The sequence below is a fragment of the Methylobacterium sp. Leaf465 genome (assembly GCF_001424705.1).
Taxonomy (GTDB): domain Bacteria; phylum Pseudomonadota; class Alphaproteobacteria; order Rhizobiales; family Beijerinckiaceae; genus Methylobacterium.
In genome coordinates, this window is record NZ_LMRA01000001.1 from 552,125 (window position 1) to 576,457 (window position 24,333).

The window sequence follows — 24,333 nt, forward strand, 5'->3', positions numbered from 1 at the left end:
GCGAAAAATGGTAACGGGTCCGCGAGGTCTTTCCATCGGGCGGATCGCGGCGGCGGCCGGGGTCAACCTGGAGACGGTCCGCTACTACGAGCGCATAGGGCTCATGCCGCCGCCGGACCGCACCGAAGGCGGTCACCGGGCCTACGATGCCGCCCATGTCCGCCGCTTGGCGTTCATCCGTCACGCCCGAGCGCTGGGCTTCGGGATCGAGGACATCCGAACCTTGCTGGCGCTGGCCGCGCCCGGTCACCGGTCCTGCCGCGATGTTCGGGATATCGCGAGCGCCCACCTGGCCGAGGTCCGGACCAAGCTTGCTCAACTCGCGCGGCTTGAACGCATCCTGGGCGACACGGTCGACCGATGCAGCGGCGCGGCTACGCCCGCCTGCCCGGTTCTCGACATGCTCGATGCCCCGATGTGAAAGGCCGACCCCTTAGAAGGTCGGCCTTCGGAAGGGGCCGCGTTGAACGGGCCTGCGGCTCGTTCGGGGCGGTCCCCTCCCGATGCGGCAGGCGGCCTACCGGACGCACCAAAGGGATACGGCGAGCGCGACGTTCGCGAGGGCGAGAACGGAAAGAAGGGCATAGGTCGCGTCGGCGCCCGCCTGCGTCAGCACGACGGCCCCAAGTGAGGGCGCAAACGCCTGCGCGACCAGCCCCGGACGGGCGAGCCGGCCGACGAGCGGGGCGTAGCGCTCGGGACCGAACAGCGCGAGAGGCACCGTGCCGCGTGCGATGGAATAGATGCCGTTCCCGGCGCCGTAGAGGACGAGCGCCAGTCCGACCACGGGCAAGCCCGCGGCCAGCATCGCAATCCCGATCGCCACGAGAACCATCGCCGCCGTCAGGGTCCAAAGGGGGTGATGCCTGCCCTTTCCGGCCATTTCGACGATGCGGGCCCCGACTTGGGACGGCCCGATCAGGGCGCCGTAGGCCACGGCCGAGGTCAGCGCCACGCCACGGGCCTGAAGCAAGGTGATGAGGTGAACCGAGACCATGGCCATCACGGTCCCGCCGAGGGTCAGCACCCCGGCCATGAGGAGGAAGGAACGCCGCTCCCGACCATCGAGCCGAATGACGAGGCTTGGCCCTGCGGATCGCGTGACCGGATGTGCGAGCGGTTGGGGGATCGCGAGCAGGACCAGCGGTAGTGTGACCGAAAGGTGCAGCCCGGCATAGGCGAGGCAGGTCCCGCGCCAGCCCACCTGTTCGATCAGAAAGGCCGAGAGTGGCCAGCATACCGTACTGGCGAAGCCGCCCCAGAGCGTTAGCGTCGTGATCGCGGGCCGTGCCTCGGCACCGTAGAGACGCCCGAGCGTGGCGAAGGCGGGATCGTACAGTCCGGTGCCCATGCCGAGGCCGATAAGGAGCCAGCCTCCGAGGTAGGTCGGCAGGTTCGGCGCCAGGCCGAGGACGGCAAGGCCGACGGCGAGGGCGACGGCCGCGAAGGTCAGGACTGGCCGACCACCGTGCTCCCCGATGAAGGCTCCCACTCTCGGGGAGATCAAACCCGCCACGAGGAGGCCGAGGGACAGGCCACCGATGACCCAACCCAGCGGCCATCCCGTATCCTTCGACATCGGGGCTGCCAGCACCGACAGGAGGTAGAACGAGGAGCCCCAGGTCAGGATCTGGATCACGCCCAGGGCCGAGATCACGGGCCAGCGGCGCGTCGGACCCATCGGATCGCTACCGGGCCCCGAGCAGCGGCAGCCAGAGCGCCAGCGCCGCCAGGGTCACGAGGAGTACCGGCGGGGTGATGATCAGGCCGACCCGCATGTACTGGCCCCAGGTGATGTGCTGGCCCTTGGTGTCGAGGACGTGCAGCCAGAGCAGGGTCGCCAGACTTCCGATGGGGGTGAACTTCGGGCCGAGGTCGCAGCCGATGACGTTGGCGTAGACCATCAGTTCGCGCATTAGGGGTGAGAGATCCTGGGCCTGCTGGATGGAGAGCGCACCCACTAGCACGCTTGGCATGTTGTTCATGACCGAGGACAGGATGGCTGCGGCCAACCCGGTGCCGATGGTGGCGACGAACGGGCCAAAGCCCGAGAGCCAGACGAGCCCCTGCGCCAGGTAGTCGGTCAGGCCGGCATTCTTCAGGCCGTAGACCACGAGGTACATGCCGAGGCTGAACAGGACGATCTGCCAGGGGGCCACCGAAAGAACCGTGCGGATGGGGATGATCCGGCCCCGGTTGGCCAGGGCCAGGAGCACGAGCGCCCCCGCACAGGTGACCACCGAGACCGGTACGCCGAACGGGGCCGTCACGAAGTAGGCGACCAGCAGCAGGCCGAGGAGCGGGAAGGCCGCCCGGAAGACCAGCGGGTCCCGGATCGCCTGGCGCGGCGCCTCCAATTCGGCCACCGGGTAGGTGGCGGGCAGGTCGCGCCGGTAGAACAGCCACAGCACCACCAGGGTCGCGGCCAGCGAGACGAGGTTCACCGGCACCATCACGGCGGCGTAGCGGCTGAAGGAGATGTCGAAGAAGTTCGCCGAGACGATGTTGACGAGGTTCGAAATGACCAACGGCAGGCTCGTCGAGTCTGCCACGAACCCGCAGGCTACGATGAAGGCCACCGCCGCCGCCGGCTTGAAGTCGAGACGGAGCAGGATCGCGAGCACGATGGGGGTCAGCAGCAGGGCCGCTCCGTCATTGGCGAACACCGCCGCGATGGCTGCACCCAGGAGGATGACCAGCGGGAAGAGCAGGCGTCCCCGGCCGCCGCCCCAGCGGGCGATGTGGAGCGCCGCCCAGTGAAAGAAGCCGGCTTCGTCGAGGAGCAGCGAGATGATGATGAGGGCGACGAAGGTGAAGGTGGCGTCCCAGACGATGTGCCAGACCACCGGGATATCACCGGGGCTGATGACCCCGGTAGCGAGCGCCACGGCGGCCCCGATGAGGGCGCTCCACCCGATCCCGAACCCCTTTGGCTGCCAGATGACGAAGACGAGGGTGACCACGAAGATGGCAAGCGCGAGCATCGGGACCGTTTCTTGTTCTTGGCTGCGTGGGGAAGATCAGGCGGTGGCGACGCGGCGCCCGTGCTCGTCGACGACGCGCTCGCCGTCCTCCTTCACGAACTCGCCTTGCTGAGCCGGGAGGAGGTCGAGGACCTTCTCCGAGGGCCGGCAAAGGGCGACGCCCTTCGGGCTCACCACCACGGGGCGGTTCAGCAGGATCGGGTGTTCTGCGATGGCATCGAGTAGCTGGTCGTCCGTCAGGCTCGGGTCCGAGAGCCCAAGTTCGGCGTAGGGCGTCCCCTTCTCGCGGAGCAGGTCGCGGACCGTGACGCCGGCCCGGTCGGCGAGCTGACGCACCAGGAGCGGGTTCGGCGGCGTCTTGAGGTACTCGACCACATGCGGCTCGATGCCGGCGTTGCGGATCAGGGCCAGGGTGTTGCGGGACGTGCCGCAATCCGGGTTGTGGTAGATGACGACGTCCATCACGCGACCTCCGGGCGGGGCGAGGTGGCGCCGGCCTGCTGGCCGATCTCGCGCACCTTGGCGGACAGGGCGACCCCGTCGAGGCTGGCCAGCGGCAACGCCACGAAGGCCGAGATCCGGTTCTTGAGGTAGCGCTGCGCGGTCACGAAGGCCGTCTTGCGCTCCAGGTCCGTCCCCTCGGCTGCGGCGGGGTCCTCGATGCCCCAGTGAGCCGTCACCGGCTGGCCGGGCCAGTACGGGCAAGCCTCGCCGGCGGCGTTGTCACAGACCGTGAAGACGAAATCCATGACCGGCGCGTCGGGGCGGGCGAACTCGTCCCAGGACTTCGAGCGCAGCCCCTCAGTCGGGTACTCCGTCTCGCTCAGAACCTGAACGGCGAGCGGGTTCACGTCTGCCTTGGGCTGGCTGCCGGCGGAGAAGGCCCGGAAGCGTCCCTGGCCCTCCTTTTTGAGCATGGCCTCCGCCAGGATCGAGCGAGCGGAGTTGCCGGTGCAGAGGAACAGGACGTTGTAGACGCGATCAGGCATGGGCGGTGTCTCCGGTGGGCAGGCAGCAGGCTGCGAGCGCGGCGACGGCGGGGGCGCAGACCTCGGGTCGCCCTTGGCAGCAATCGCGCATCAGGAATTGGATGAGCTCGGACAGGTCCGGGTAGGCGGCGCTGTAAATGATCGAGCGTCCCTCGCGCCGCGAGGTGACCAGCCCGGCATGGCTGAGCTCCTTTAGGTGGAATGACAGGTTGGTGCCCGAGACGCCGACCGCCTCGGCCAGCATGCCGGCCGCCATTCCGTCAGGGCCGGCGGTGACGAGCTGGCGCACGATGCGCAGGCGGTGCTCCTGGCCGAGGGCCGCGAAGGCGGCGACGGCTTGCCGTTCGTCCATCATGATGTCAATATCTCAACCATCGTTGAAACGTAGAGGAATGAAGCGTCTTGGACAAGCCCCAACAGCTCTTCGCCGACGGATTGCCCAACCTCAGCGAGGAGCATTTCGTGGTTCCGACGGCGACCAACCTGCAGGTGCAGGCACCGTTCACCCACGCCCCACGCTTCCTGATCCTGTACGGCTCGCTCCGAGAGCGTTCTTTCAGCCGCTTCCTGGCCTACGAGGCCGCGCGCCTGCTGGAGGCAATGGGCGGCGAGGTGCGGATCTACGACGCGCACAGCTTACCGCTGCCTGATGACGCGACCGCCGACCATCCCAAGGTCCAGGAGCTGCGCAACCTCTCGATCTGGTCCGAGGGGCATGTCTGGGTCAGCCCCGAGCGCCACGGCAACATGACCGGGGTCATCAAGAGCCAAATCGACTGGCTGCCCCTGTCGGAGGAGTCGGTGCGCCCGACGCAGGGTCGGACCCTGGCTGTGATGCAGGTCTCAGGCGGCTCGCAGTCGTTCAACGCCGTCAACAACCTGCGCATCCTCGGGCGCTGGATGCGGATGATTACCATTCCGAACCAGTCGTCCGTACCCATGGCCTACAAGGAGTTCGACGAGGCCGGCCGGATGAAGCAGGGGCCGCTCTACGACCGGGTGGTCGACGTTTGCGAGGAACTGGTCAGGTTCACGCTCCTGACCCGCGAGCGGGCTGACTACCTCGTCGACCGGTATTCCGAGCGGAAGGAGCGGGAGCCCGAACGGCTCAAGGCCGTGGCGGTCGACATCGGGTTCGTAAAACGACCTTCGTGACAGGCCTGGACGGAGGAGCCTCCGAACTTCGGCGAGGCATCGGCCCTATGGGCCGGATGCATGGGCTCCCGCCATCCTTTCGATGATTTCGCCCAGGGTGACCGGAGCCCACTCCCAGCAATCAACGCCGACGTCGAGGCTCGCCCGGGTCGCCGGAATGCTGCCGTGGGAGTGGCCATAGACGTGAAGGTCGCCGTGCCAGGCATGGGGCCACGTCACGTGCGAATAGTGGCTCACCCACAGGGCGACCCGCCGGGGCATGCCCGGGTCCTGGACGAAGACCCTTTGGACGTCGACGACGGGTCCCGCCCATTCGAGACGCTCGCCCAGCCCGAAATCATGGTTGCCCCGGACCAGATGAATGCGGCCGTGTAGGCGCGCCCGAATGGAGGCGGCGTAGTCGAGGCTGCACCGGTAGGCGAAGTCCCCGAGGTGCCAGACGATGTCGTCGGGTCGGACGGCCTTGTTCCAGGCGGCGACCAAGGCCTCGTCATGCGCCTCGATGGTCTCGAACGGACGGGGGCGAGCCATGCGGGAACTGAGCAGGCTTCGATGGCCGAAATGGGTGTCCGCGCAGAAGAGCGTCCTAGGCATTCTTTGCCTCCGAAATGACGGAGGCCTCGTACGGGACGCAGCGCTCCGAAGTCAGCGGGAAGGGTGGACGTCCCTGGTTTTCATCGGCTCGGCGCTCCTGTTGCGCAGTGTCGATCGCACCGCTTGCGTCCCTTCGCAAGGGTTCGTCCGACGAGATCCACGGGAATGGCCGTCATCCCGCCCGTCGGTGTATCCCGCGCTCGCGGGTTTCAACGCCGGCTGCTACGCTTGACCCCCAACGAATCCGCCCGTGATTGTACGAACGCAGCCATGCCGATCCCTCCTGAGCAACGGCTCGCCCTCTCGGACATGCTGGAGCTCACGCTGCGGCGCCTGACCGGCAACCACTTCCAGGAGTTCTTCTGTCGGATGATGGAACTCCGTCACCCCGACGCCTTCATGAGGCCCGCGCTTGAGGGCTCGCTCGGTGATCGGAAGTGCGATGGTTACCTTCGCCCCGGGCACGAGATCTTCCAGTGCTACGGGGCCGAGAACGGCGGTGCGAAGGTCAAGGCCGTGAATGCCCGACTGGCGGCCAAGATCGACGAGGACTACGTCGGAGCGGCAGGGCATTGGCCCGACATGAAGGTCTGGCACATCGTCAACAACTTCATCCTCGGGATGGGCACGACGCCGCTTGCCCGGATCGACGCGCTGCAGGCCGCCAACCCGCATCACCGTATCGCGGTCTTCGGCTGGGCGACCTTCGAGGCCCACATCATGTCCTTGGAGTCCTACCAGGTGACCGGCCTGCTCGGACGCGAGGTAACGGCCGAGGACTTCCGCAATATCCAGGCTCCTGAGGTGGTCGCCGTCATCGATGCCATCGCCCAGGGTACCCTTGAGGAACTGCCGGAAGACGACGAGCGACGTGACGTGCCGGTTGGCAAGCTCCGGACGAACGGCTTGTCGGGCGCCATCCAGCGTAAGATCGCCATGGGCGGCCTGAACGAGCGCATCGTAAAGAGGGAGATCGAGGGCCACCCGGTCCCGCTGATGGCGATGACCATCGCCAACGAGTTCAGGCGACAGTACGTCGATCTCGACCTCCAGGGCCTCGAACCCGATGACATCATGATGAAGCTTTACGGCAACATCGTCGGCCACGGTCCGGTCGCGGTCGAGATGGACGTGGCCGCCTGGAGCTTGCTCTCCTACCTCTTCGTCCGGTGCACCATCTTCAAGGACAAAGTTGTCGACGAAGGGGTGTTCGGATGATCCTGCCGAGCAAACATCTCAGCCAGGATCGGGCCCTCATCGGCGTCGGCGCGGACATCCTCGAAGTCCTCACCCGACCGATGACCGTTTCCGAGGCGTGGGACGGGGTACGGAAGAACCGCGCCTCGCGCCCCGACAGCGCCGTGCTGCCGTTCGACTGGTTCGTGCTGGCCATGTGCCTGCTCAGGGCCCTTGGCGCCCTCGACCTGAACGACGAGGGCCTGCTCGTCCGGGCCGAGCGCAAGCCATGATCCTATCCCTCACCAGCGACCTTCCGGGCTTCAAGGGGCTCACCTTCCACGAAGGTCTCAACGTCGTCCTCGCCGACCGTACCGACGCGTCCACGGAAAGGCAGACCCGCAACAGCGCCGGCAAGACCAGCGTGATCGAGGTCATGCACTTCCTGCTTGGCTCGGCCGCCGGGAAGTCGTCGATCTTCCAGTCGCCCGCCTTGTTCGCGTTCACGTTCCACGCCAGACTCCGGCTCGGTCATCATGAAATCACCGTGTCGCGCAGCGGTGCCGACGCAAACCGGATACTTCTCCTGGAGGAGGATGCCGCCAAGATCGCCGCCCCGCTGACGCGGGACAAGTCGGGGGCGGTCTACCTTCCCGTGGAGCGGTGGCGCGAGATCCTCGGCCACTACTGGTTTGACCTGCCCAGGGACCCAAAGGGCACCGAGTTCGAGCAATCCTTTGTGCCGGGCTTCCGCTCGCTCGTAAGCTACTTCATCCGCCGCAACGCCGGAGGCGCGTTCGCTGTGCCTGTACGCCAGCACGAGAAGCAGAACGCCTACGACTGGCAAGTCAACCTGTCCTACCTCATCGGCCTGGACTGGCGCATCCCGCGGGCCATCGAACAGCTTAAGGTTTCCACCGCCGCCCTGGCCGACCTACGGAAGGCGATCAAGGAAGGCGCCTTCGGCAAGCTGTTTGGAAGCGTCGGGGAGATCCGGCCCGAGATCCAGAGGATCGAGGCCAGGATCGAACGCCTCAGGGCCGCCATCGCCGCGTTCGAGGTCGCCGAGAATTACCGGGAACGCGCCGCGGAAGCCGCGACCGCCCGACGCCGCATCCAGTCGCTCGGCTTCGAGCGTATGCGCGCACTTCAGACCATCGCCCACCTTGAGGCGGCGGTCGCCGAGGAAAGGGCCCCGGAATACGCCGCCCTCGAACGCCTCTACCGCGCCGCCGACGTCCAGTTGCCCGGCATCGTCCTGGCCAAGATGGACGACGTCGCGAGCTTCCAGAGGTCGGTTTCCGAGAATCGCCGCGTCCATCTCGGGGGGCAGATCTCGGAAACCCGCGCGGGCTTGGCCTTGGTCGACGCCGAGATGACCGCTCTGGACGAGAGCCAGGGCGCGATCATGGCCGAAATAGCCGGCAAGGGCGCTCTGGAAGATTTCACGATGATGGCCGAGGAGATCGGCACCCTCGGCAGCGAGGTCGAGCTCCTGCGCGAAAAGCTCAGGAACGCGGAAGTCCTCGAAGGCAAAAAGTCCCTGCTGCTGCAGGAGCGCGCATCCCTCCTGCAACGTCTCCAGGCCGATCATCGGGAGCGGGGCGATGCCCTTCGTTCGGCCACCCTCATGATCGACCGATCGATCACCGAGCTCTACGACGACCGGTACGGCAACCTCATCGTCGAGGCGACGCCCAAGGGGCCTGAGTTCCGCATCAGCATCCAGGGCGACGGGAACCGGGGCGGGATCGACCGCATGGAGATCTTCTGCTTCGACCTGATGCTCTACGAGACCGCCGCGGAACGGTTCAACGGAGGTCCTGGGCTCCTCGTCCACGACAGCCACCTTTTCGACGGCGTTGACCCCCGCCAGGTTCGCACCGCCATCGCCCTCGGCCACCGAACGACCGTGTCTCGGGGCGGGCAATACATCATCGCCCTGAACTCGGAAGTGCTCGACGTCCTCGACCTCGGAAGCGAAATCGACCTCGACGCTGCCGTGCTCCGACCACGCCTGTCCGACGACGAGACCGGCGGCCTGTTCGGAATCCGGTTCGACGCGAGGTGAGCGGACGTACCGGCTACCGACGCGTTCCTGGAGCGGTAGAAGCCTCCGGCATGCACAGTTCGACGCTCGATAACCACGGCGACGCGCGCTGCACGCTTCAGGCTATCATATCCGATCCCAAAGGTTGCGCCGGACGCCCTGAGGCTTGTAGGGGGCGCTCGGCGATAAGGACTTCTTAACCGTCCACACGGATCCACAGTTGCCGCCAAGGAGGAAGCGCCCGGACATCGGATTACGCCCAATCCGGCTTGACCTTCGGGTCGTTCACTCCTTATGCGTTCTTCGTTCGTTCCCGATATCGCGGGTTCGACCATCCGCGCACACGTCCCCCGCCAAGGTTCAGCCCGTGACCGCTCACCGCTGCCTCATAGGGATAGCCCTGCTGCCGACAGGCAGATCAGCGCCCATCCCGGAAACACTTTACGAGGCCTGACCGGCGCGCCATGACGCGAGCCCGGCCGCCTCGTGACGCGAGGCATTCATGGCCAAGAAGTCTCCATCGCTTACGAAGCCCCCGAAGGTCGAGCAGCAGGGCTGCCTCGACGAATTTCTCGACGGGGCCCAAGAGGACGAACTCGAACCGCATCAATCCCGCCAGGTTTCGGATGTCCTGGCCCGGGCGATCCTCGAAGAGGCGCTCCCGATCCGGGCCCGCGCCAGAATCCGGGGTTTCCTGGCGGTCGGCGTCGTCGTTCAGGTGCCCTCGGCCGACTGGATCGAACCGATCAAGCGGGCCATCAGGCGGCACGGACCCTTCCCCCACATCGTAGCTCGCAATGGCAGTGCGAGGCTCCAGGACCGCGCAGAGGTCGGGAACGAGGAAATCGGTCGGTACCTTGGTGCCAACCACAACGTTTGCGGGATCAGCACCTCACCGGAACGCTACCTGCCATCGGCGCTGGTGGCAGGCGCCGACATCCGCATCGAAATCACCACGCCGTCCAACAAGGTCATCTCCAACGTGATCCTGGAGGTCACGAAGGGCCGTCCGCGCAAGCTTCCGCCCAGGGTCGCGTCGGGACTTGGGTTCTACGACCTTTGTACCGCCATCCGCATCCAATCCTCCCCCGTCGATTGCGTCCGCCGGCTAACTGCCATGACGCGATCCAGGTCGATGGGCGATCCCCATCTCGACGACGTTCCGCTCGTTCGTGACCTTCATGGATACGCGGGCGGTGCACAGGAATGGGCGATCAAGCTCGTCGACGACGTCGAGTCATGGCGCCGGGGCGAGATCCCCTGGAGCCAGATCGACCGCGCAGTCGTGTTGGCAAGTATTCCTGGACTAGGAAAGACATCCTTTGCGCGCTCTGTAGCCAAGTCCTTGGGAATGCCCCTCGTTCCGACTTCGGTTGCGCACTGGTTCTCCTCGACCGCCGGGTACATCAATGAAATCATCAAGTTCGTCGATACCCTGCTCGCCCAGGCGGTTGCAAACGGTCCAGCGGTACTACTTCTGGATGAACTCGACGGTTTGCCCCGACGCTCCGCCCTCGGTCGGAACGCAGACTACTGGGCTCCGATTGTTGGGCATATTCTCCTAGCTCTCGACAGCGCCGTCTCTGGTGATGCGGGAAAGCTGGTGATCATCGGCGCGACCAATCATGCCTCTTCCTTGGATGAGGCGCTCATCCGGCCGGGTCGGCTCAATCGCGTCATCACCATTATGCCACCGGATGCCACTGCGGTCGCCGGCATCCTCCGGCACCATCTCGGAGATGACCTGCCAGGGTTCGACCTGTCGGGCCTCGCCACCCTGGGAGCCGGGTCTACGGGTGCCGAGATCGCAGGATGGGTGAAGGCGGCGCGGCGCACCGCACGCATCGCCGAACGTTCCCTGGCCGCATCGGACCTGCTGGCCGAGATCGCCCCGCCAGACGTACGACCCTGGGCCGAGATCCTCGCGACCGCCCGCCATGAATCGAGCCACGCTTGTCTGTCTGAGCTCCTTCGCGTGTCCGAGGTCTCTCAGGTCTCGATCATTCCTACCGGTGCGATGGCAGGCAGCATGCGTGCGCGCATGCTGTGCGGGGCTTCGCCCACGAGAGCCGAACTCGATGCCTACGTTGTGACGACCCTTGCCGGTCGGGCGGCGGACGAGTTTTGGGGTGGCGTCTCCGCGGGCGCCGGAGGACATCCTTCGTCCGATCTCGGCATCGCGACCCGCACCGTCGCGTCCTGCCACGCGTCCCTGGGCCTCGGGGGGAATATCGCGATGCGCGCGACGGACGAACAGGCCTTTGACCTGGTCCGGACCGACGCCGCCTTCAGGGCCGTCGTGGAGCGCGATCTCGCCGACCTTTATGCCCAGGCCTTGGCGCATGTTGCAGCCAACGCGGACGTGATCGACCGCGTAGCGCACGTCCTTGCCGAGTCCCGCATCCTCGACGGTCCGACCCTCCGACGCATGATCGGCCCCTCTACCCCGAATGCCTCTCCGGTCGAATCAGCCGTGACGATTTCCGGAGGCCGTCATGAATGAGTCCGAGCTTGACGACCAGGTCGCCCTCCTGATGAAGGGAATCCTCAGGGTTCGTCGTGACCTTGATCCCATTAGCTTCGATGCGATGTTGGGAGCCGTCATGGTCGAGATCGAACTCGGATTGCAGTTGGCCGAGGAGGCCGCCCTGGAGCGGGCCATGCGACCACGTGCGGTCGGCAATGTCGTGAAATTCCCCCTGCCGCCGGCGCGGCCGGGATCGATCCAGAAGACCCCGTGATCGGGTGGTGCGGCCTCGTCCAGATCCTGGACGAGGCCGCCGAGGCGGAGCCGGCGCGTTAAGCGACCCGGCCGACATCTGTCGAAGTCGAACCCGTCGCATGCGCCGGCGCTGCAGATGAAGCTTCACGACGCCGCGACAGGCTCGAATTTCGTGCGACGCCAACCGTTCAGGAGATGATGGCGATGCCACTGAAGCATCTCACCCGGACCGTGATCCGGCGACAGGATACCGGCAAGTCCGAGGAGATCTTCGTCAACGACGACGGCTATGAGATCGACGCGCTGCTACGGTTCAGGCGCTATATCGACGGCCGCGGCAATCGCGCGACGAGCCTGAAGCGTTACGTCGAGTCCGCGGCGCGGTTTGTCGACTACCTCATCGAATGCGAGGTTTTCGGCCAGGCAGCCCGGCCCGATGACATCTCCGAGGCTTTCACAGCCTACCCGATCTTTCTCAGGGATGGACCTAGGGTCGCGTGGGCCGAGTTCCCAACGCTCGCTACTTACGCCGGGGAGATCGGCTTCGCCGGACTCGCGCCAGCCAGCTTCCTCCCGACCCTGGCCGCGGTGAACCATTTCCTCGCGTTTGCGCGGAATGAGGCGCTGAAGGCAATGTCCGCCCTGAGCGACGAGAACGTGGCCGTGGACTGGCTGGACCTGCGCACGACCTATGCAGCCATCGACGGTGTGCGGCGATGGTCGCACTTCGACAGGGTGCGCCTGAAGCAATCCTTGCTTGGCGGCAACATCCGCATTCTCAATCGAATTGACCGACCGAGGCACCTGGAAGCGCCCCTCGGCCGCCAGACGCGGGTCGGCATTGAGAACAAGGAGTTTCCTCTGGACAGGCTGGCAGACCTGCTGGCCTGCGCGACGAGTCATCGGGATCGAGCACTGTGGTCTCTCCTTGCCGGTGGAGGCCTTCGCTTGCACGAAGCCCTCAATCTTCGGTTCGATGACGTAGACCCCTCGACCGGGGAGATCTGGGTTCATGACCCCAACTTGAGCCGATTCGGTCGTGAGATGCCGAAGGGAGAGTTCCTGCGCTTCAAGGGGCGCACCATGAGCCGGGTTTACATGTATGAACCGGTTCAGACCAGCTTCTGGGAGGCCCTTCGCGCCTATCTTAGTCAAGAGTTCGTCGGGACGACCGACCACGAGAACGACTTCCTTTTCCAGAAGCTGGACAGCCGCGATAGGGCACGTCCGTTGGTGGAGGCCAGCGACGCCGCCCACCAGAAGCAGTTCAAGAGGGCCGTACTCCGCGCCGACGTGCAAGGTCCTCCGGAAGCACCCGATCACGTCTGGACGCTGCATTCCCTACGGCACAGCTATGGCATCTACATGCTGAACTTCATTCCCGTCCCTGGCGGGCCCGGCCTGAAGCTCACCGAGGTCCAGATGCTGATGGGTCATAAGAGCATCGAGAGCACGAAGGTCTATGCCCGGCATGACACGCATATCGTCCAGGCGAGGGTCGAGGCAGCAGATGAGGTCGTCTTCGCGGGCATGGACGCCTCCGCGGATGCTGGAAGGCATTTCCTGCCAACCAGCATCGCCGAGCGACTGCGTAAGACGGCGGACCGGATCGAGAAGGAGGGGGCCTTCCAACGTCGACTGCCACCGGGCAGGAGGGAGGACTAAGCTTCGTAAGGTCCCGTCTTTCGCAATTTCTCGTTTTTCAATTAGGGACCGTAAACCTTGGCCATGAAGAGGTTCCGTATAGCGGACGCTTTTCCTGGACGCAGGCCCCTCCGATATGTTCAGCTGGCACACATGAGCAGCTTCGCAATAATTCAGGCCGCGTTCGCGCAGGCCTTAAGCAAAACCGGCTTAATAGCCTAGGGTCGCTGCTGACCTGCGGCTGGTGGACCTGGCCGCTTAAGAACCTTCCCGCATCCCGGATGCAACCGGTGCCTGGAAGGCTGGAATTACCACCTGTTCCGAGATCAGCCTTGCAGGGGTGCGCCCTTGTTCGAGGTTACGCGGAACCTGCTCCCTCTCCCTTGCAGAACCCAACCACCGCCATGGGCACCGCGCAGTCTCACTTGCGCTTCAGCTGTGTCTCGGCGGCTCCCGGAGCCCAACCCATGATTGTTTTATCGCGAATACGACCGCCCTGATGGCGTCGGGTCCTCGGTTCTCCGGTCCCCGACTGCCTGATGGTCACGTCCGAACAGGCGCCGCGCCCCGCGCGGCAGCCGATCAAGCGGACTGAAATCCCACAGCACAGTCGATGTCCGGCCCGAGGCGCTCCCCGGGATGGCGATGCCTTGTCCGACGACCGCCGGGGAAAGCCCCAGCGCCTCGGACGCCAGCCCGAGGAGCCTCAAATGAACAAGCATGTACCTGAGAATGCCCAAGTCGCCATTGCCACGTCGGTTGAGCTTCCTTCCTCCGAAGGCACTACCTACGACCCGTCGGCTGCCGCTGGGCCGCAAAGTGTTCCAATCAGCCCGCCGGATGAGTTGCGGCACCCTCGGTTCGACATCCCGGTCATCAACCTCACGGATGGTCTGATCGTCGTGGGCAAGACGGAGCAACTGCAAACCCAGTTCGCACAACGCGTTCAAGAGGCCGCGGAAATCGACATTGCTCGGGGTCGTCGCGGCGAGATCACGACTCGCGTCAGCACCATGCTGCGTATTCGCAAGCAGCTACTGGCCGCAGCCAAGGTGATGAGCGTCCATGAATTCATCGATGCATTTCTGATGCTGGATCGTCTTGATACAAACAATCCACCTAAGGAAAAGCTTAGAAAGGTGGAAAGTGCCCTTAGAATTCCTCCGATGGCGCAGAAGACGCGCGGAGTTATCACTTTGTGGTTCAAGTATGCTTATTTTATGATGTGGAGTGACGGTTTGGTCCGTCTTCCGTTGACATTCAGACTTCGAACCGACGTCTGGAACGAGCAATTCCGAAAGCTCGCACCTGCCCTGGCAACTTGTCAATTCGATAATCCCGACGCTCAAAGCAGCACACTGGGACTAAGCCTTGTCCTTGCGTCGGGCTGGCGTTCATTCTCAGACATTGACCTGGACTTGTTCGGCCCATCGACAATGGAGGTCGTTAGAAAGATCCGTTCGGGTGGACTTCCGGGAGTACGCGACAGCCAGCCGTCGACTGCGATCTTGGCAGCCCTCGCGCACATCGCAAAGTCTGGTCAGGGACACGGGTTCGCGTACTCCCTGGATGATATCAGAAGCTATCGCTACTGGGTCCATCTTCACCTCAGGGGCGTCGGCGATATGACGCCTTCCGAACTTCTTGCCGATCCCGAGAGCGTTCGTCGTGCTCAAGCGAGCGTACCGAACCAAGCCTATGCCCGGCGCCTTGCCGCCGCCCAACTCGACCTCATCGACGACGAAAATCGTGAGGACTTCCGGCATGCGGTCCTTGATGGCGAGAAGGTCCTACAGGACGTGAAGTTCGAGTTGTTGGCTAACAAGGTCAACGCTCCTGAGGATATCCTCGTCTACATGAAGGCGTTGAGGATGCGCGGGACGTTCCGCAACAAGGGAAACCCGTATCCGACGCGGATGCATGCATTCCCGGTCGACCTTTGGTCTACATGGTCTTCAGCGCTCGACGAGTTCTTTGCGCACCGGGTGCGACAAGGATACGAGTCCCTCGGGAAGGCAGAAACCCGCCGTCATCTTATCCAGGATTACCTATGCTGCTACCTTCCGTGGTGGATCGAGCTCCACCCGGGTCTGGACGTCAGTCTCCCTACAGACCCGTCCCAGTTCACGCGCTTCGGCAACTGGGTCGAGGGCATGGAAAACGGCGCGGCCCCCGTTCCGCTCCTGGATTTCTACCGGGACATCCGCATGAGCAAGGGAGATAATGGGCTCAACGCCTTTATCTCGTTTGCCTTTCGTTTCTTTGAGTTCTGCAGGGCACAGGCGCCGAAGCTCAATTTTTCACGACAAGATTTCGTAAATCCAGTGATGCCGGAGTTTGACAGGAACATCAGCCGGTCCCCGCAGAAGACGAATAAGACGCCCATTCCCAAGGCTCTCATGCCGTTCATCCTGCGATACGCTTATGCTTGCGAGAGCTTCTTCATCGAGATCTCAAACCAAATTCTCGCGGGGAAGCTTACTAAGTCAGACGTGAAGGGCATCTGGAGAAGGGTACGCAAGAGCGAGGCCTTCAAGGCATCAGAATACGGACTGAACGTTACCTTTGAATACGATGGCAATAGCTACACCATCTCGGAGGTACCACAACTCGCCACATGGGCGGAGCGGTCCGTGAAGCTTGGTGCCCAGGAGGTGAGCAAGGTCGTCCTTCCGCACCTTTCGAGCCTGCGGATGATCATCGTCGCCTTGGAAACGGGCATTCGTTTCCAAGGAGTCCAGTGGCTTTGCAAGAAGGCATTCCACCGTCTGGCCGCCGGCAACATGGCTGGGGCGGAGCTCATGCCATTGCAGGTCAATACCGACAAGGTTCGGGACCGTCCGTGGAATACGCTGATCGTGCGTAGGGCCTTTGAGGTTCTGATGCGCGAGGCGGCATTCCAAGATCAAATGGTCGACGACTTTCAGGAAGTCGCCGTTCAGTACGAGAGACGGGAGTACACGCGGTTCGCCCCAGTCTTCCCCCTGTTCCGGTCGCCATACCAGGAATACCCGGTATCAAACCAAGCCTATACGACGACGTGGGATCGTTTCCTCGTCTCGTTCTGTCTCTGGCATCGGCGAGCATTGAACTCGCAGGCCTCTAATGGGATGTGGCGATACGTTCCCGAAATGGATCCGCTCACGGGCATGCCGAAGGTCGTGATGCACTTGGACGGCGAGGAAAGCCGTCCTTGCTCGCCGATCAAGGTTCGCCTGAAGCATACGCCCCATTCGGCACGTTCCACTTTCATCACCTCTCGATCCGGCGTGCTGCCCATCGAGATCACGGGGTGGTTGGTGGGACACACCAACACGGCGACAACCTACCACTACACGGTCGAGAACCAGGAGCAGGTCGGCGCGCGTGTGCTCGCCGCCTCGAACTCTGTCTGGGAGCCAGATCCTGAGAACCCCGTCCACATCCGGGCCGACAACGCGAACAGCGCCCTGCGGAAGAGCTTCCAGGCGGATCGGGTGAGGACGGAGGCGGCCTTTGGGCTGCAGACGCTGTCCCTCCTTAACGAGGATCTCCAGGACGTCGATGGCATCATGAGGTTGCGCTCCACACCGATGTCGCAGGTGATTTTCCGCGAGACGCACATCTGTCCTGTCGGGGAGATGTGCCCGAGCGACGTCATGGACGTCATCGTGGAGCCGCGGCGGTGCGGCGTTTGCCCCTTGGCGGTCAAGTCCGTCGACCACTTGCCGTCTATCGGCGCAAAGATGCGCCAGCTTTTGGAACAGGTCCGTGAGGGCGGCCGTCTGGTGGAGCGTCTCAAGGCGAAGTCTGAACCCGACGCCACGGTCGACGCGGTGCAGCATCGACGCCGCCTCGACGCCACGGAGTACGAGGGCTGGCGCACATCGCTCCTCGCGCTGACACGGAGCCTGGACGAACTCGGGCACGCGTCAGTGGACTTGTTCCACGTCGGGATGCCCGACGCCGTTCGCCTGCACTTGAGGATGGTCACGCGCGACGCGAGCATGGCCGAGTTCATCCTGCATAGGCTCACTGACGCGAGCGGCCACCCGGGCTTCGAGACACCAGTCCTCCGGGCGCAGGCGATCCAGTTGCGGCAGAGGCTACTCGCATCAATGAGGGCCATCGAGGCGGAGATTGAGCTCTACGAGGTCGATCCGGTTCGAGCTTTTGTGTCGGGGCTACACCTTGCCCTAAAGGCTCACGGCATTGCCCCGACGTTTGCATCTGCGTTGGAGGCCGTCTCCAGCGTCAGCTCCCTGGCGGGTACGGGCGCAAGCCCGCGCCTAGCCGCCCCGCCGGAGGAGTGACTGTGGGCGCGCGCAAGGGCCAAAACAACTTCGGTCTCCACCAGCGGGAGGTGACGGAAGCCAACCTCGTGAAGGTGCGTCGTGCCCTCAAGGCCCTCCCGCGCCGTACGAAGTACGAAACGTTCCATGCCCTGCGCAACGCGGTTGCCATGGGCAGCGGTCTGCACGCCACGACCTTGTCACGGAACAAGCGCTACCGGGCGGAGATCCTGCGGTTCGTCGCCGAGAATCCTCGCTTGATCCCAGCTCCGGAGGATGACGTGCGGCCGCGCGCGGCGCTGGCCGCCAAGGCGCTCGACGCCGACATCAACACCAACCTGCTCCGGCGAGACAACGTGAGGCTACGGAAGCTGATCGAGCGCAACGGCGTCAATGCGGAGTTGCCGGCGCCGACGACCGACGGAGACGGTGAGGGCAGGGCGTACCGGATCGCTTTCGAGCGCACGGCGACGGTGTTGGGGCGATTGCTGACCCACCTGACCGAGGAAGAATTCGGCATCGTCCTCGACAAGGGCGAGATCAGGAACACCGCACAGGTCGGCTCCAAGAGCCTCATCGCGGGACCGCCCGACACGACGCCCTTCGTCGAGTGGCTCCGGAAGCAGCCACGGACACGCAATCAGCTCAATGAGGATGTTTGATGCCCAGGACCGCGACGGTGCCAGAGTTGCTGGACGAACTCAGAACCTTCCTCGACCAAAGGTTCGCCGAATACGATCAGGGCGGACGTGCATCCCCGAACCTTCCCAGCCGGGGCGGCCGGATCAACGTTCGATCCTTGATGCAGGAGTTCCGGCAATGGGGCGAGGAACGGGGCGTCGAGGTTCCCGAGAGCGTGAGACAGTACGTCTACAACGAGGCCGAGTGGGGAGCGCTGATCGACGTCGCGGCGCAGGACCAGGGACTGACTGCCACGAAGACGACCGAGACCGCGAAGTCCAGCGATGCGGCGGAGGATCGGATCGTCAGGCTGAGCAAGGACGTGAAGAACCAGAGCGAGGGACATGCCCTCGCAAGGGCGCGCATCGTTCACCTCGAACGTGAGCTTGCCGAGAAGGAAGCCGAGAACGCCCGCCTTCGTGAACGCTTCGCGTTCATCCAACGCACCGGCATGGTCTTGCGTACGGACGACGTTCAATGACCACCCAACCTGTCCAGCATCTGACCGTCCAGGTCACGTCCATCGTCTGGGCCGGCGATAGGGCCACCATCTTCTCGGGCATCACGACCGGGCGCGAGAGCGTCAGGGTGGTCGCGAAGGGGGAGGCGTTCCATCCGGTTGACGGGGAGGTCTACCGGATCGAGGGCCAGTGGCACGAAAGCGTGCGTCATGGCCTCCAATTCTACGGGCGCCCGGACGGATTCGTTCGTCTCATGCCATCCGGGAAGCTGGTCGTTCCCTGGCTTCAGGTCGTGGGCGGCCTGGGCCCGGCGCGTGCCAAGCGTATCGCGCAAGCCCTGCGGGGGCGGCTCGACGGGCTCCTGGATGGGTCCGTGACGCTGGAACAGCTGACGGAGATCATCGACCCCGAGCGTCCGAACCTGGCCGCCCGGCTCGCCGTCGCCGTCTTCCGCACCCTGGCGGAAACCAAGGGCGAGTACGAGACGGTTCGATGGCTTGAGGAGCAGGGGGTGGAGGACGGCGGAACGGTACGGCGTATCCTGCGCCTGTTCGGTCCCGAGGCGCTGCCCCTCCTCCAGCGTAATCCCTACGTGCTGTCAGGCCCCTTGCCCTGGTCGAAGGTCGATCCCCTCGCCCTTCGCATCCTCAAGGCCCGTGGCGGCATCGGGGATGCGCATACCCACCCGACACGTATCGTCGGTGCAATCGACGCCGTCATGCTGGACGCCATTCGAGAGGGAGACACGGCGGTTCACCGTTCCGTCCTGGGAAGCCGCGTTGCCAAGAAGCTCGGGCTGGATGCGGAGATGGAACTGGACGAGGAGGTGGTACGTGTCGGGATGGCGAACCATGCGCTGATCGAGTCCGGAGACCTGTGGCGTTCTCCCGGTTGCGCGGTGCTTGAGGAAGACCTCCTGGTCCGTTTCCGACGTCTCGCCGGCGGCCGCGAGCGTACCGGCGTCAAGATCCCGTCCGCGGTGGACCTGCGGCGGCTCCTCGCGATGGTGGAAAACCGGGGTCGTTCGCTTCACCCCGAACAGCGCGACGCCGTGCTTGCCGTAATGGGCCGGCCACTGGCCTGTCTGACCGGAGGAGCCGGTACGGGAAAGACGGCCACCTGCCGAGCCATCGTTGACCTTTGGGAACACCTGGGTGGCCACGTCCAGATGGCCGCCCTGTCAGGCAAGGCCGCGCTGAGGCTGACGGAGGGCACGGGTCGCAGCGAACCTGGGCAATCGCCCGCGGTGACCATTCATCGTCTCATCCTCGGCTTGGAGAAGCGAGTCGACGGCCAAACTCAGTGGGGAGGGACTAGCCAGCGGCAGGCTGCCCCCGATGCCGGACGGGAGCTTCCGCTGCTCACCAACCGCACGCTCCTGGTCATCGACGAGGCTTCGATGGTCGACCTCAGTCAGATGCACCGCCTCGTCGACGCGATGCCGCAAGGCTGTCGCCTGCTCCTGGTTGGTGACGCCTTCCAACTGCCTCCTGTCGGGTTCGGCCTGATCTTCCATCACCTTGTGGAACAGCGGGGCATCACGTCGCGGCTTGAGACCGTGCACCGACAGTCGGATGGGAGTGGTATCCCGGCCATCTCCCGAGAGGTACGGGGAAGTCGCATCCCGGTCCTCCCCGCCTATCAGCCGGGACGTCCCGGAGTGAGCTTTCTGGTGGTGGAACCGGGCGAGGTGAGCGAGTCCGTTGAGCGTGTCGTCGCGGATCTGGGCCGTCATGGTCCGGATTCCACGGGCTTGATGGTGCTTTCGGCCGTGAACAGCCGTGCCGCCGCGCCGGACGGCACGGTCCGGCATCTCAATCACCGCCTCCACTCGGCCCACGTCGCGTCGCTGGAGGCCGCCGATCCTGGAAAGGTGGAGAGCGTACGTGGTTACATGGGCAACGAGTTCTGCGTCGGCGAGCCGGTTACGTTCCTACGAAACGACTACGAGAAGGGGTTGCGCAACGGCAGCCTCGGACATGTCACGGCCGTCGACGAGGACCTGGGCACGGTGACGTGCGAGTTCGATGGGGAAACCGTCACCCTCACGGACAAGGACCTGTTCGACCTGGCCCTAGCCTACGCCGTAAGTTGCCACCGGGCTCAGGGAAGCCAGGCACGCACCGTGGTGGTCGCCCTGATCGAAGCCCGGAATATGGACCCTACCTGGGTCTACACGGCGCTGACCCGGGCCGAGGAGGCGGTAGTTCTCGTCGGTTCCGAAGAGGCTCTCAAGGCTGCCATGTCCCGTCCACCCGCTCATGCCCGGCGCATGGTCGGCTGTACCTTCGACCTGTCGCTCCCGGACGTCCAGGCACTTGATCAAGCATGAGGTGCCGGAACCGCACCGCTGCGGAGTCCAGGACGACGAGGGTAGCAGGTGCCAAGGCGAGGAGGCGGAAGGGGTATCCCCCGGCCTGGTTAAGCCAACGGCACGCAAGGTGGAGGGCCCCGTCCCCTCGGCGGAATAGAGACGGTGCCTGGCATGCGGAAGAGGCGGAGCCCTCTCCCTGGAACGTCGGCGGTGAAGGCCCGGGGTTCGACCGAGCCTAGTCGTAAGCGCCGATCATCTCGACCTCATGTGCCTCCTCGTTCCGGACCTTGGGATTTGAGGAATGCTCGGCCAGGAATTTCTCGGACTCAAGCGCCGCCATGCACCCCATCCCGGCTGCTACCACCGCCTGTCGGTAAACGAATTCCGCACAGTCGCCGGCCGCGTAGACGCCCTCCACCGTCGTCTTCGTAGTGCCGGGGACGATCTTGATGTAGCCGCCTTCCAGAAGTTCGAGCTGGTCGGCGAACAACTTCGTCGCGGGATCGTGACCAATGGCGACGAACAAGCCGTCGGCTGCCATCTCCCTCGTTGAACCGCTGACCGCATCCCTGAGCCGGAGGCCAGTCATCGACTTCACGGGCTCCCGCCGCCCAAGGACCTCATCGACCGTGTGGTTCCATATGACCTCGATCTTAGGGTGGGCGAAGAGGCGGTCCTGCAGGATAGGCTCCGCCCTGAAACGGTCGCGCCGATGGACGACGGTGACCTTCGAGGCCAGGTTGGCTAGGTAGAGCGCTTCCTCGACGGCGGTGTTCCCGCCGCCGGCGACGACAACCTGCTTTCCGCGATAGAAAAAGCCATCGCAGGTCGCGCAGGCCGACACGCCCGCACCGTTGAATTCCATCTCGGAGGGCAGTCCCAGCCACCGCGCCTGGGCTCCAGTGGCCGCGATGAGTGTGTCGGCGACGTATGTGTCCCCACCGTCGCCCTGTGCCACGAACGGCCGCTTCGACAGATCGACCGATACGATTGTGTCGTAGAGGATCTGGGTCCCGACGTGCTCGGCTTGAAGGCGCATTTGCTCCATCAGGTCCGGGCCCTGAACGGCCTGTGCGAAGCCTGGGTAGTTCTCGACGTCAGTGGTGATGGTCAACTGGCCGCCCGGCTGGATGCCCGTCACGAGGATGGGCTTCATGTTCGCTCGGGCTGCGTAGATGCCCGCGGTGTAACCGGCCGGCCCGGCACCGATAATGAGAACCTTCGTCTTATGCGTGGTCATGGCCAGCCTTGATGTGTCGATGAAGCGGGGGGGCCTTGAATGCGCTCTAGGCTGCAGCTTCAAGGAGCAGCTGCGACCGGTTATCGTTCGAGACGGAAGTGGTTGAATACACACACATCCGGGGGGCACCTGGTACAGAGAAAACGACATAGACCCCGGGGATCGCCGTATGTGTCGTGCCCGGCGCCGTCTCGATGTAGCCGCCGTCGCGCATGGCCAGTTGACCCTCGAAGATCGCAGTCGCCGGCTGGTGGCCGATGGCGATGAACACGCCATCCGTTCGCTGCTCCGTGATTTCGCCGGTGCGGGTGTCTTTGAGGCGGACATGGGTCACCGACGGCGGCTTCTCGCTGCCGCAGATCTCCTCGACCGCGTGGTGCCACACCACTTCGACGTTGGGGTGCTTGGACAGGCGCTCCTGCAGGATGCGCTCGGCGCGGAACTCGCCCCGGCGGTGGACCACGATGACCTTGGCGGCGAGGTTGGCGAGGTAGAGCGCCTCCTCCACGGCGGTGTTGCCGCCGCCGACCACCACGACCTCCTTGCCCCGGAAGAAGAAGCCGTCGCAGGTGGCGCAGGCCGAGACGCCGAAGCCCTGGTATTTGGCCTCCGACGGCAGGCCGAGCCACTTGGCCTGGGCCCCCGTGGCGATGATGACCGCGTCGGCCGAGTAGGTTTCGCCGGAATCGGCCTCCAGCCGGAACGGCCGGACCTGGAAATCCACCTTGGTGATGTACTCGGACACGATCTTGGTCCCGACATGCTCGGCTTGGGAGCGCATCTGCTCCATCAGCCAGGGACCTTGGATCGCCTCGGCGAAGCCCGGATAGTTCTCGACATCGGTGGTGATCATGAGCTGGCCGCCGGGCTGGAAGCCCGAGATCATCAGCGGCTCCACCATGGCACGGGCGGCGTAGATCGCGGCGGAGTAGCCGGCGGGGCCGGAGCCGATGATGATGAGTTTGGAATGGGTGTGCGCCATCGCTCTCGTCTCCTTCAGGCCCATCGCGCGCGGTGCTCGGCATAGGCCTTGGCCATCGCGCCTGCGATGACGGGGGTCGCATCCAGGGGCTGGTAGTGCAATTCCTCCAGGCGGCCGACGAAGGGCTTCAGGGCCCCGGCCATCGCGAGTCCCGCGAAGAGCCGCCTGTGGCGGATATAGGTCTTGGGCAGGTCGAACAGGAGGACGGGAGCCCCGGTACTTACAGCCTCCCCGACCATGTTGGCCGAATCCGAGGTGACGACGATCGAATCGGCGATCGCCAGCATCGAAACATAGGGATTCGGGCTGCCACCGTCCCAGAAGAAACCGCCTTTCGTCGCCACCATGGTACGCAGAGCGTCCCGCAGGTTCTGCGGCGTGCGCCGGGACACGGTGACCATGAGGGAACAGCCGCCCTCGGTGAGCTTGTCGAGGTCGCGCAGGAGCCTGCGCATATCCGCCGGACGATAGCTCAAATGTCGGCTGTCGCCGCCGATCAGCACCGCGATGCGGGGCCAGGGCAGGGTGGACAGGCGCGGGTCCGGGTGCGCGCGGGCCTCGGCGAGACGCTCTGGTGTGACCTGGTGCGGCGGTGTCAGGGTGGTGAAGACGTTGGGGCCGCGCAGGTCGTCGTAATCGGGCACCCAGACGAAGTTCGCCGCGTCGTGGCCGATGCGGGGATCCTTCAGGAAGGCCGTGAAGGTGCGGCCCTCGGACGCCGTGCGCACGGCGCGGAGGTACGGGACGGACCGGCGCCCGGACGCGATCAGCAGATCGGGGAGGGGCCCGGACAAGGCGCCGCGTGCGTTGCCCAGCCGGTCCCGCGGGTCGGTCGGTCCCCAGGGTGCCATCCAGCCGAAGGGGGGGCGGGGCGCGATCCGACGGATCTCGAACGGCAGGCCGAGGGTTTCGGCGAGGCCGACGCATTGGTTCTCGTCGCCCGCCTTGCCGTCGGTGACGATCCAGGTCCTGGCCTGAGCGAGGTCGGGAAGCGGCGCAGCGGCGCCGGTGGTGGAGGGCATCGCGGACGCTGCCGACATCAGGTGATCCAGGTCAATCCTCGAGCGGAG

The 24,333-nt window shown here is 64.7% G+C and carries 21 protein-coding genes; 12 read left to right on the forward strand and 9 right to left on the reverse strand.

Annotated features, from left to right (window positions below):
- Nucleotides 1–7 precede the first annotated feature (7 nt).
- A complete protein-coding gene (locus tag ASG51_RS02520) occupies nucleotides 8–421 on the forward strand; it encodes a helix-turn-helix domain-containing protein (protein WP_056378821.1) in 414 nt (137 codons plus the stop codon).
- 96 nt (nucleotides 422–517) lie between these two features.
- Here ASG51_RS02520 and ASG51_RS02525 read toward each other — a convergent pair whose 3' ends face one another.
- Genes ASG51_RS02525 through ASG51_RS02545 form a run of 5 tightly spaced genes read right to left on the reverse strand, consistent with a single transcriptional unit; the run spans nucleotide 518 to nucleotide 4,325 of the window.
- Entirely contained in the window at nucleotides 518–1,681 is a 1,164-nt protein-coding gene (locus ASG51_RS02525) for an MFS transporter (protein ID WP_056378824.1), read from the reverse strand.
- Between the two features lie 7 nt (nucleotides 1,682–1,688).
- On the reverse strand, nucleotides 1,689–2,984 hold the full coding sequence (locus ASG51_RS02530; protein WP_056378827.1) for an arsenic transporter: 1,296 nt from the start codon (nucleotides 2,982–2,984) through the stop codon (nucleotides 1,689–1,691).
- A 36-nt stretch (nucleotides 2,985–3,020) separates the two neighbouring features.
- The gene (gene arsC, locus ASG51_RS02535; protein WP_056378829.1) at nucleotides 3,021–3,446 is read right to left on the reverse strand and encodes an arsenate reductase (glutaredoxin); all 426 of its coding nucleotides are present in this window, start codon (nucleotides 3,444–3,446) and stop codon (nucleotides 3,021–3,023) included.
- Complete coding sequence (locus tag ASG51_RS02540; RefSeq protein ID WP_056378831.1) at nucleotides 3,446–3,973, reverse strand: arsenate reductase ArsC; 528 nt, start codon at nucleotides 3,971–3,973, stop codon at nucleotides 3,446–3,448. The genes arsC and ASG51_RS02540 overlap by 1 nt, the downstream gene beginning before the upstream one ends.
- Nucleotides 3,966–4,325 carry a metalloregulator ArsR/SmtB family transcription factor gene (locus tag ASG51_RS02545; protein ID WP_056378967.1) on the reverse strand — a complete coding sequence of 120 codons (360 nt, stop codon included), beginning with the start codon at nucleotides 4,323–4,325 and terminating at the stop codon, nucleotides 3,966–3,968. Before ASG51_RS02545 ends, ASG51_RS02540 begins: the two co-directional genes overlap by 8 nt.
- Nucleotides 4,326–4,375: 50 nt before the next feature.
- On the opposite strand from ASG51_RS02545, the gene arsH reads away from it, so the two are divergent.
- Complete coding sequence (gene arsH / locus ASG51_RS02550; protein ID WP_056378834.1) at nucleotides 4,376–5,128, forward strand: arsenical resistance protein ArsH; 753 nt, start codon at nucleotides 4,376–4,378, stop codon at nucleotides 5,126–5,128.
- Between the two features lie 45 nt (nucleotides 5,129–5,173).
- On the opposite strand, the gene ASG51_RS02555 is transcribed toward arsH, so the two are convergent.
- Nucleotides 5,174–5,722 carry a metallophosphoesterase gene (locus ASG51_RS02555; protein ID WP_056378835.1) on the reverse strand — a complete coding sequence of 183 codons (549 nt, stop codon included), beginning with the start codon at nucleotides 5,720–5,722 and terminating at the stop codon, nucleotides 5,174–5,176.
- Between the two features lie 165 nt (nucleotides 5,723–5,887).
- On the opposite strand from ASG51_RS02555, the gene ASG51_RS02560 reads away from it, so the two are divergent.
- The 10 genes from ASG51_RS02560 to ASG51_RS02605 all read left to right on the forward strand — a co-directional run bounded on the left by ASG51_RS02560 (nucleotide 5,888) and on the right by ASG51_RS02605 (nucleotide 21,059).
- A complete protein-coding gene (locus tag ASG51_RS02560) occupies nucleotides 5,888–6,940 on the forward strand; it encodes an ABC-three component system protein (protein ID WP_156389532.1) in 1,053 nt (350 codons plus the stop codon).
- Complete coding sequence (locus tag ASG51_RS02565) at nucleotides 6,937–7,191, forward strand: ABC-three component system middle component 6 (RefSeq protein WP_056378839.1); 255 nt, start codon at nucleotides 6,937–6,939, stop codon at nucleotides 7,189–7,191. Before ASG51_RS02560 ends, ASG51_RS02565 begins: the two co-directional genes overlap by 4 nt.
- Nucleotides 7,188–8,969, forward strand: coding sequence for a DUF2326 domain-containing protein (locus tag ASG51_RS02570; RefSeq protein ID WP_056378841.1), 1,782 nt, complete (start codon nucleotides 7,188–7,190; stop codon nucleotides 8,967–8,969). Before ASG51_RS02565 ends, ASG51_RS02570 begins: the two co-directional genes overlap by 4 nt.
- A 481-nt stretch (nucleotides 8,970–9,450) precedes the next feature.
- Nucleotides 9,451–11,451, forward strand: coding sequence for an AAA family ATPase (locus ASG51_RS02575; RefSeq protein WP_056378842.1), 2,001 nt, complete (start codon nucleotides 9,451–9,453; stop codon nucleotides 11,449–11,451).
- Complete coding sequence (locus tag ASG51_RS02580) at nucleotides 11,444–11,689, forward strand: hypothetical protein (RefSeq protein ID WP_056378844.1); 246 nt, start codon at nucleotides 11,444–11,446, stop codon at nucleotides 11,687–11,689. Before ASG51_RS02575 ends, ASG51_RS02580 begins: the two co-directional genes overlap by 8 nt.
- Before the next feature lie 185 nt (nucleotides 11,690–11,874).
- Nucleotides 11,875–13,335 (forward strand): site-specific integrase, encoded by a 1,461-nt coding sequence (locus tag ASG51_RS02585; protein WP_162245225.1) that lies wholly within the window; start codon nucleotides 11,875–11,877, stop codon nucleotides 13,333–13,335.
- A gap of 689 nt (nucleotides 13,336–14,024) precedes the next feature.
- Complete coding sequence (locus tag ASG51_RS02590) at nucleotides 14,025–17,606, forward strand: site-specific integrase (protein ID WP_162245226.1); 3,582 nt, start codon at nucleotides 14,025–14,027, stop codon at nucleotides 17,604–17,606.
- A 2-nt stretch (nucleotides 17,607–17,608) separates the two neighbouring features.
- On the forward strand, nucleotides 17,609–18,247 hold the full coding sequence (locus tag ASG51_RS02595; RefSeq protein WP_056378850.1) for a hypothetical protein: 639 nt from the start codon (nucleotides 17,609–17,611) through the stop codon (nucleotides 18,245–18,247).
- Complete coding sequence (locus tag ASG51_RS02600) at nucleotides 18,247–18,747, forward strand: hypothetical protein (RefSeq protein WP_056378852.1); 501 nt, start codon at nucleotides 18,247–18,249, stop codon at nucleotides 18,745–18,747. Before ASG51_RS02595 ends, ASG51_RS02600 begins: the two co-directional genes overlap by 1 nt.
- On the forward strand, nucleotides 18,744–21,059 hold the full coding sequence (locus tag ASG51_RS02605) for an AAA family ATPase (RefSeq protein WP_056378854.1): 2,316 nt from the start codon (nucleotides 18,744–18,746) through the stop codon (nucleotides 21,057–21,059). Before ASG51_RS02600 ends, ASG51_RS02605 begins: the two co-directional genes overlap by 4 nt.
- 217 nt (nucleotides 21,060–21,276) lie before the next feature.
- Here ASG51_RS02605 and trxB (ASG51_RS02610) read toward each other — a convergent pair whose 3' ends face one another.
- The 3 genes from trxB (ASG51_RS02610) to ASG51_RS02620 are packed head-to-tail and all read right to left on the reverse strand — an operon-like array spanning nucleotide 21,277 to nucleotide 24,303.
- Entirely contained in the window at nucleotides 21,277–22,281 is a 1,005-nt protein-coding gene (trxB, locus tag ASG51_RS02610) for a thioredoxin-disulfide reductase (protein WP_056378856.1), read from the reverse strand.
- Nucleotides 22,282–22,327: 46 nt separating this feature from the next.
- Entirely contained in the window at nucleotides 22,328–23,263 is a 936-nt protein-coding gene (gene trxB, locus ASG51_RS02615) for a thioredoxin-disulfide reductase (RefSeq protein ID WP_056378970.1), read from the reverse strand.
- Nucleotides 23,264–23,277: 14 nt separating this feature from the next.
- Nucleotides 23,278–24,303, reverse strand: a complete 1,026-nt coding sequence (locus tag ASG51_RS02620; protein WP_056378858.1) for a mitochondrial fission ELM1 family protein — start codon at nucleotides 24,301–24,303, stop codon at nucleotides 23,278–23,280.
- Between the last annotated feature and the right edge of the window lie 30 nt (nucleotides 24,304–24,333).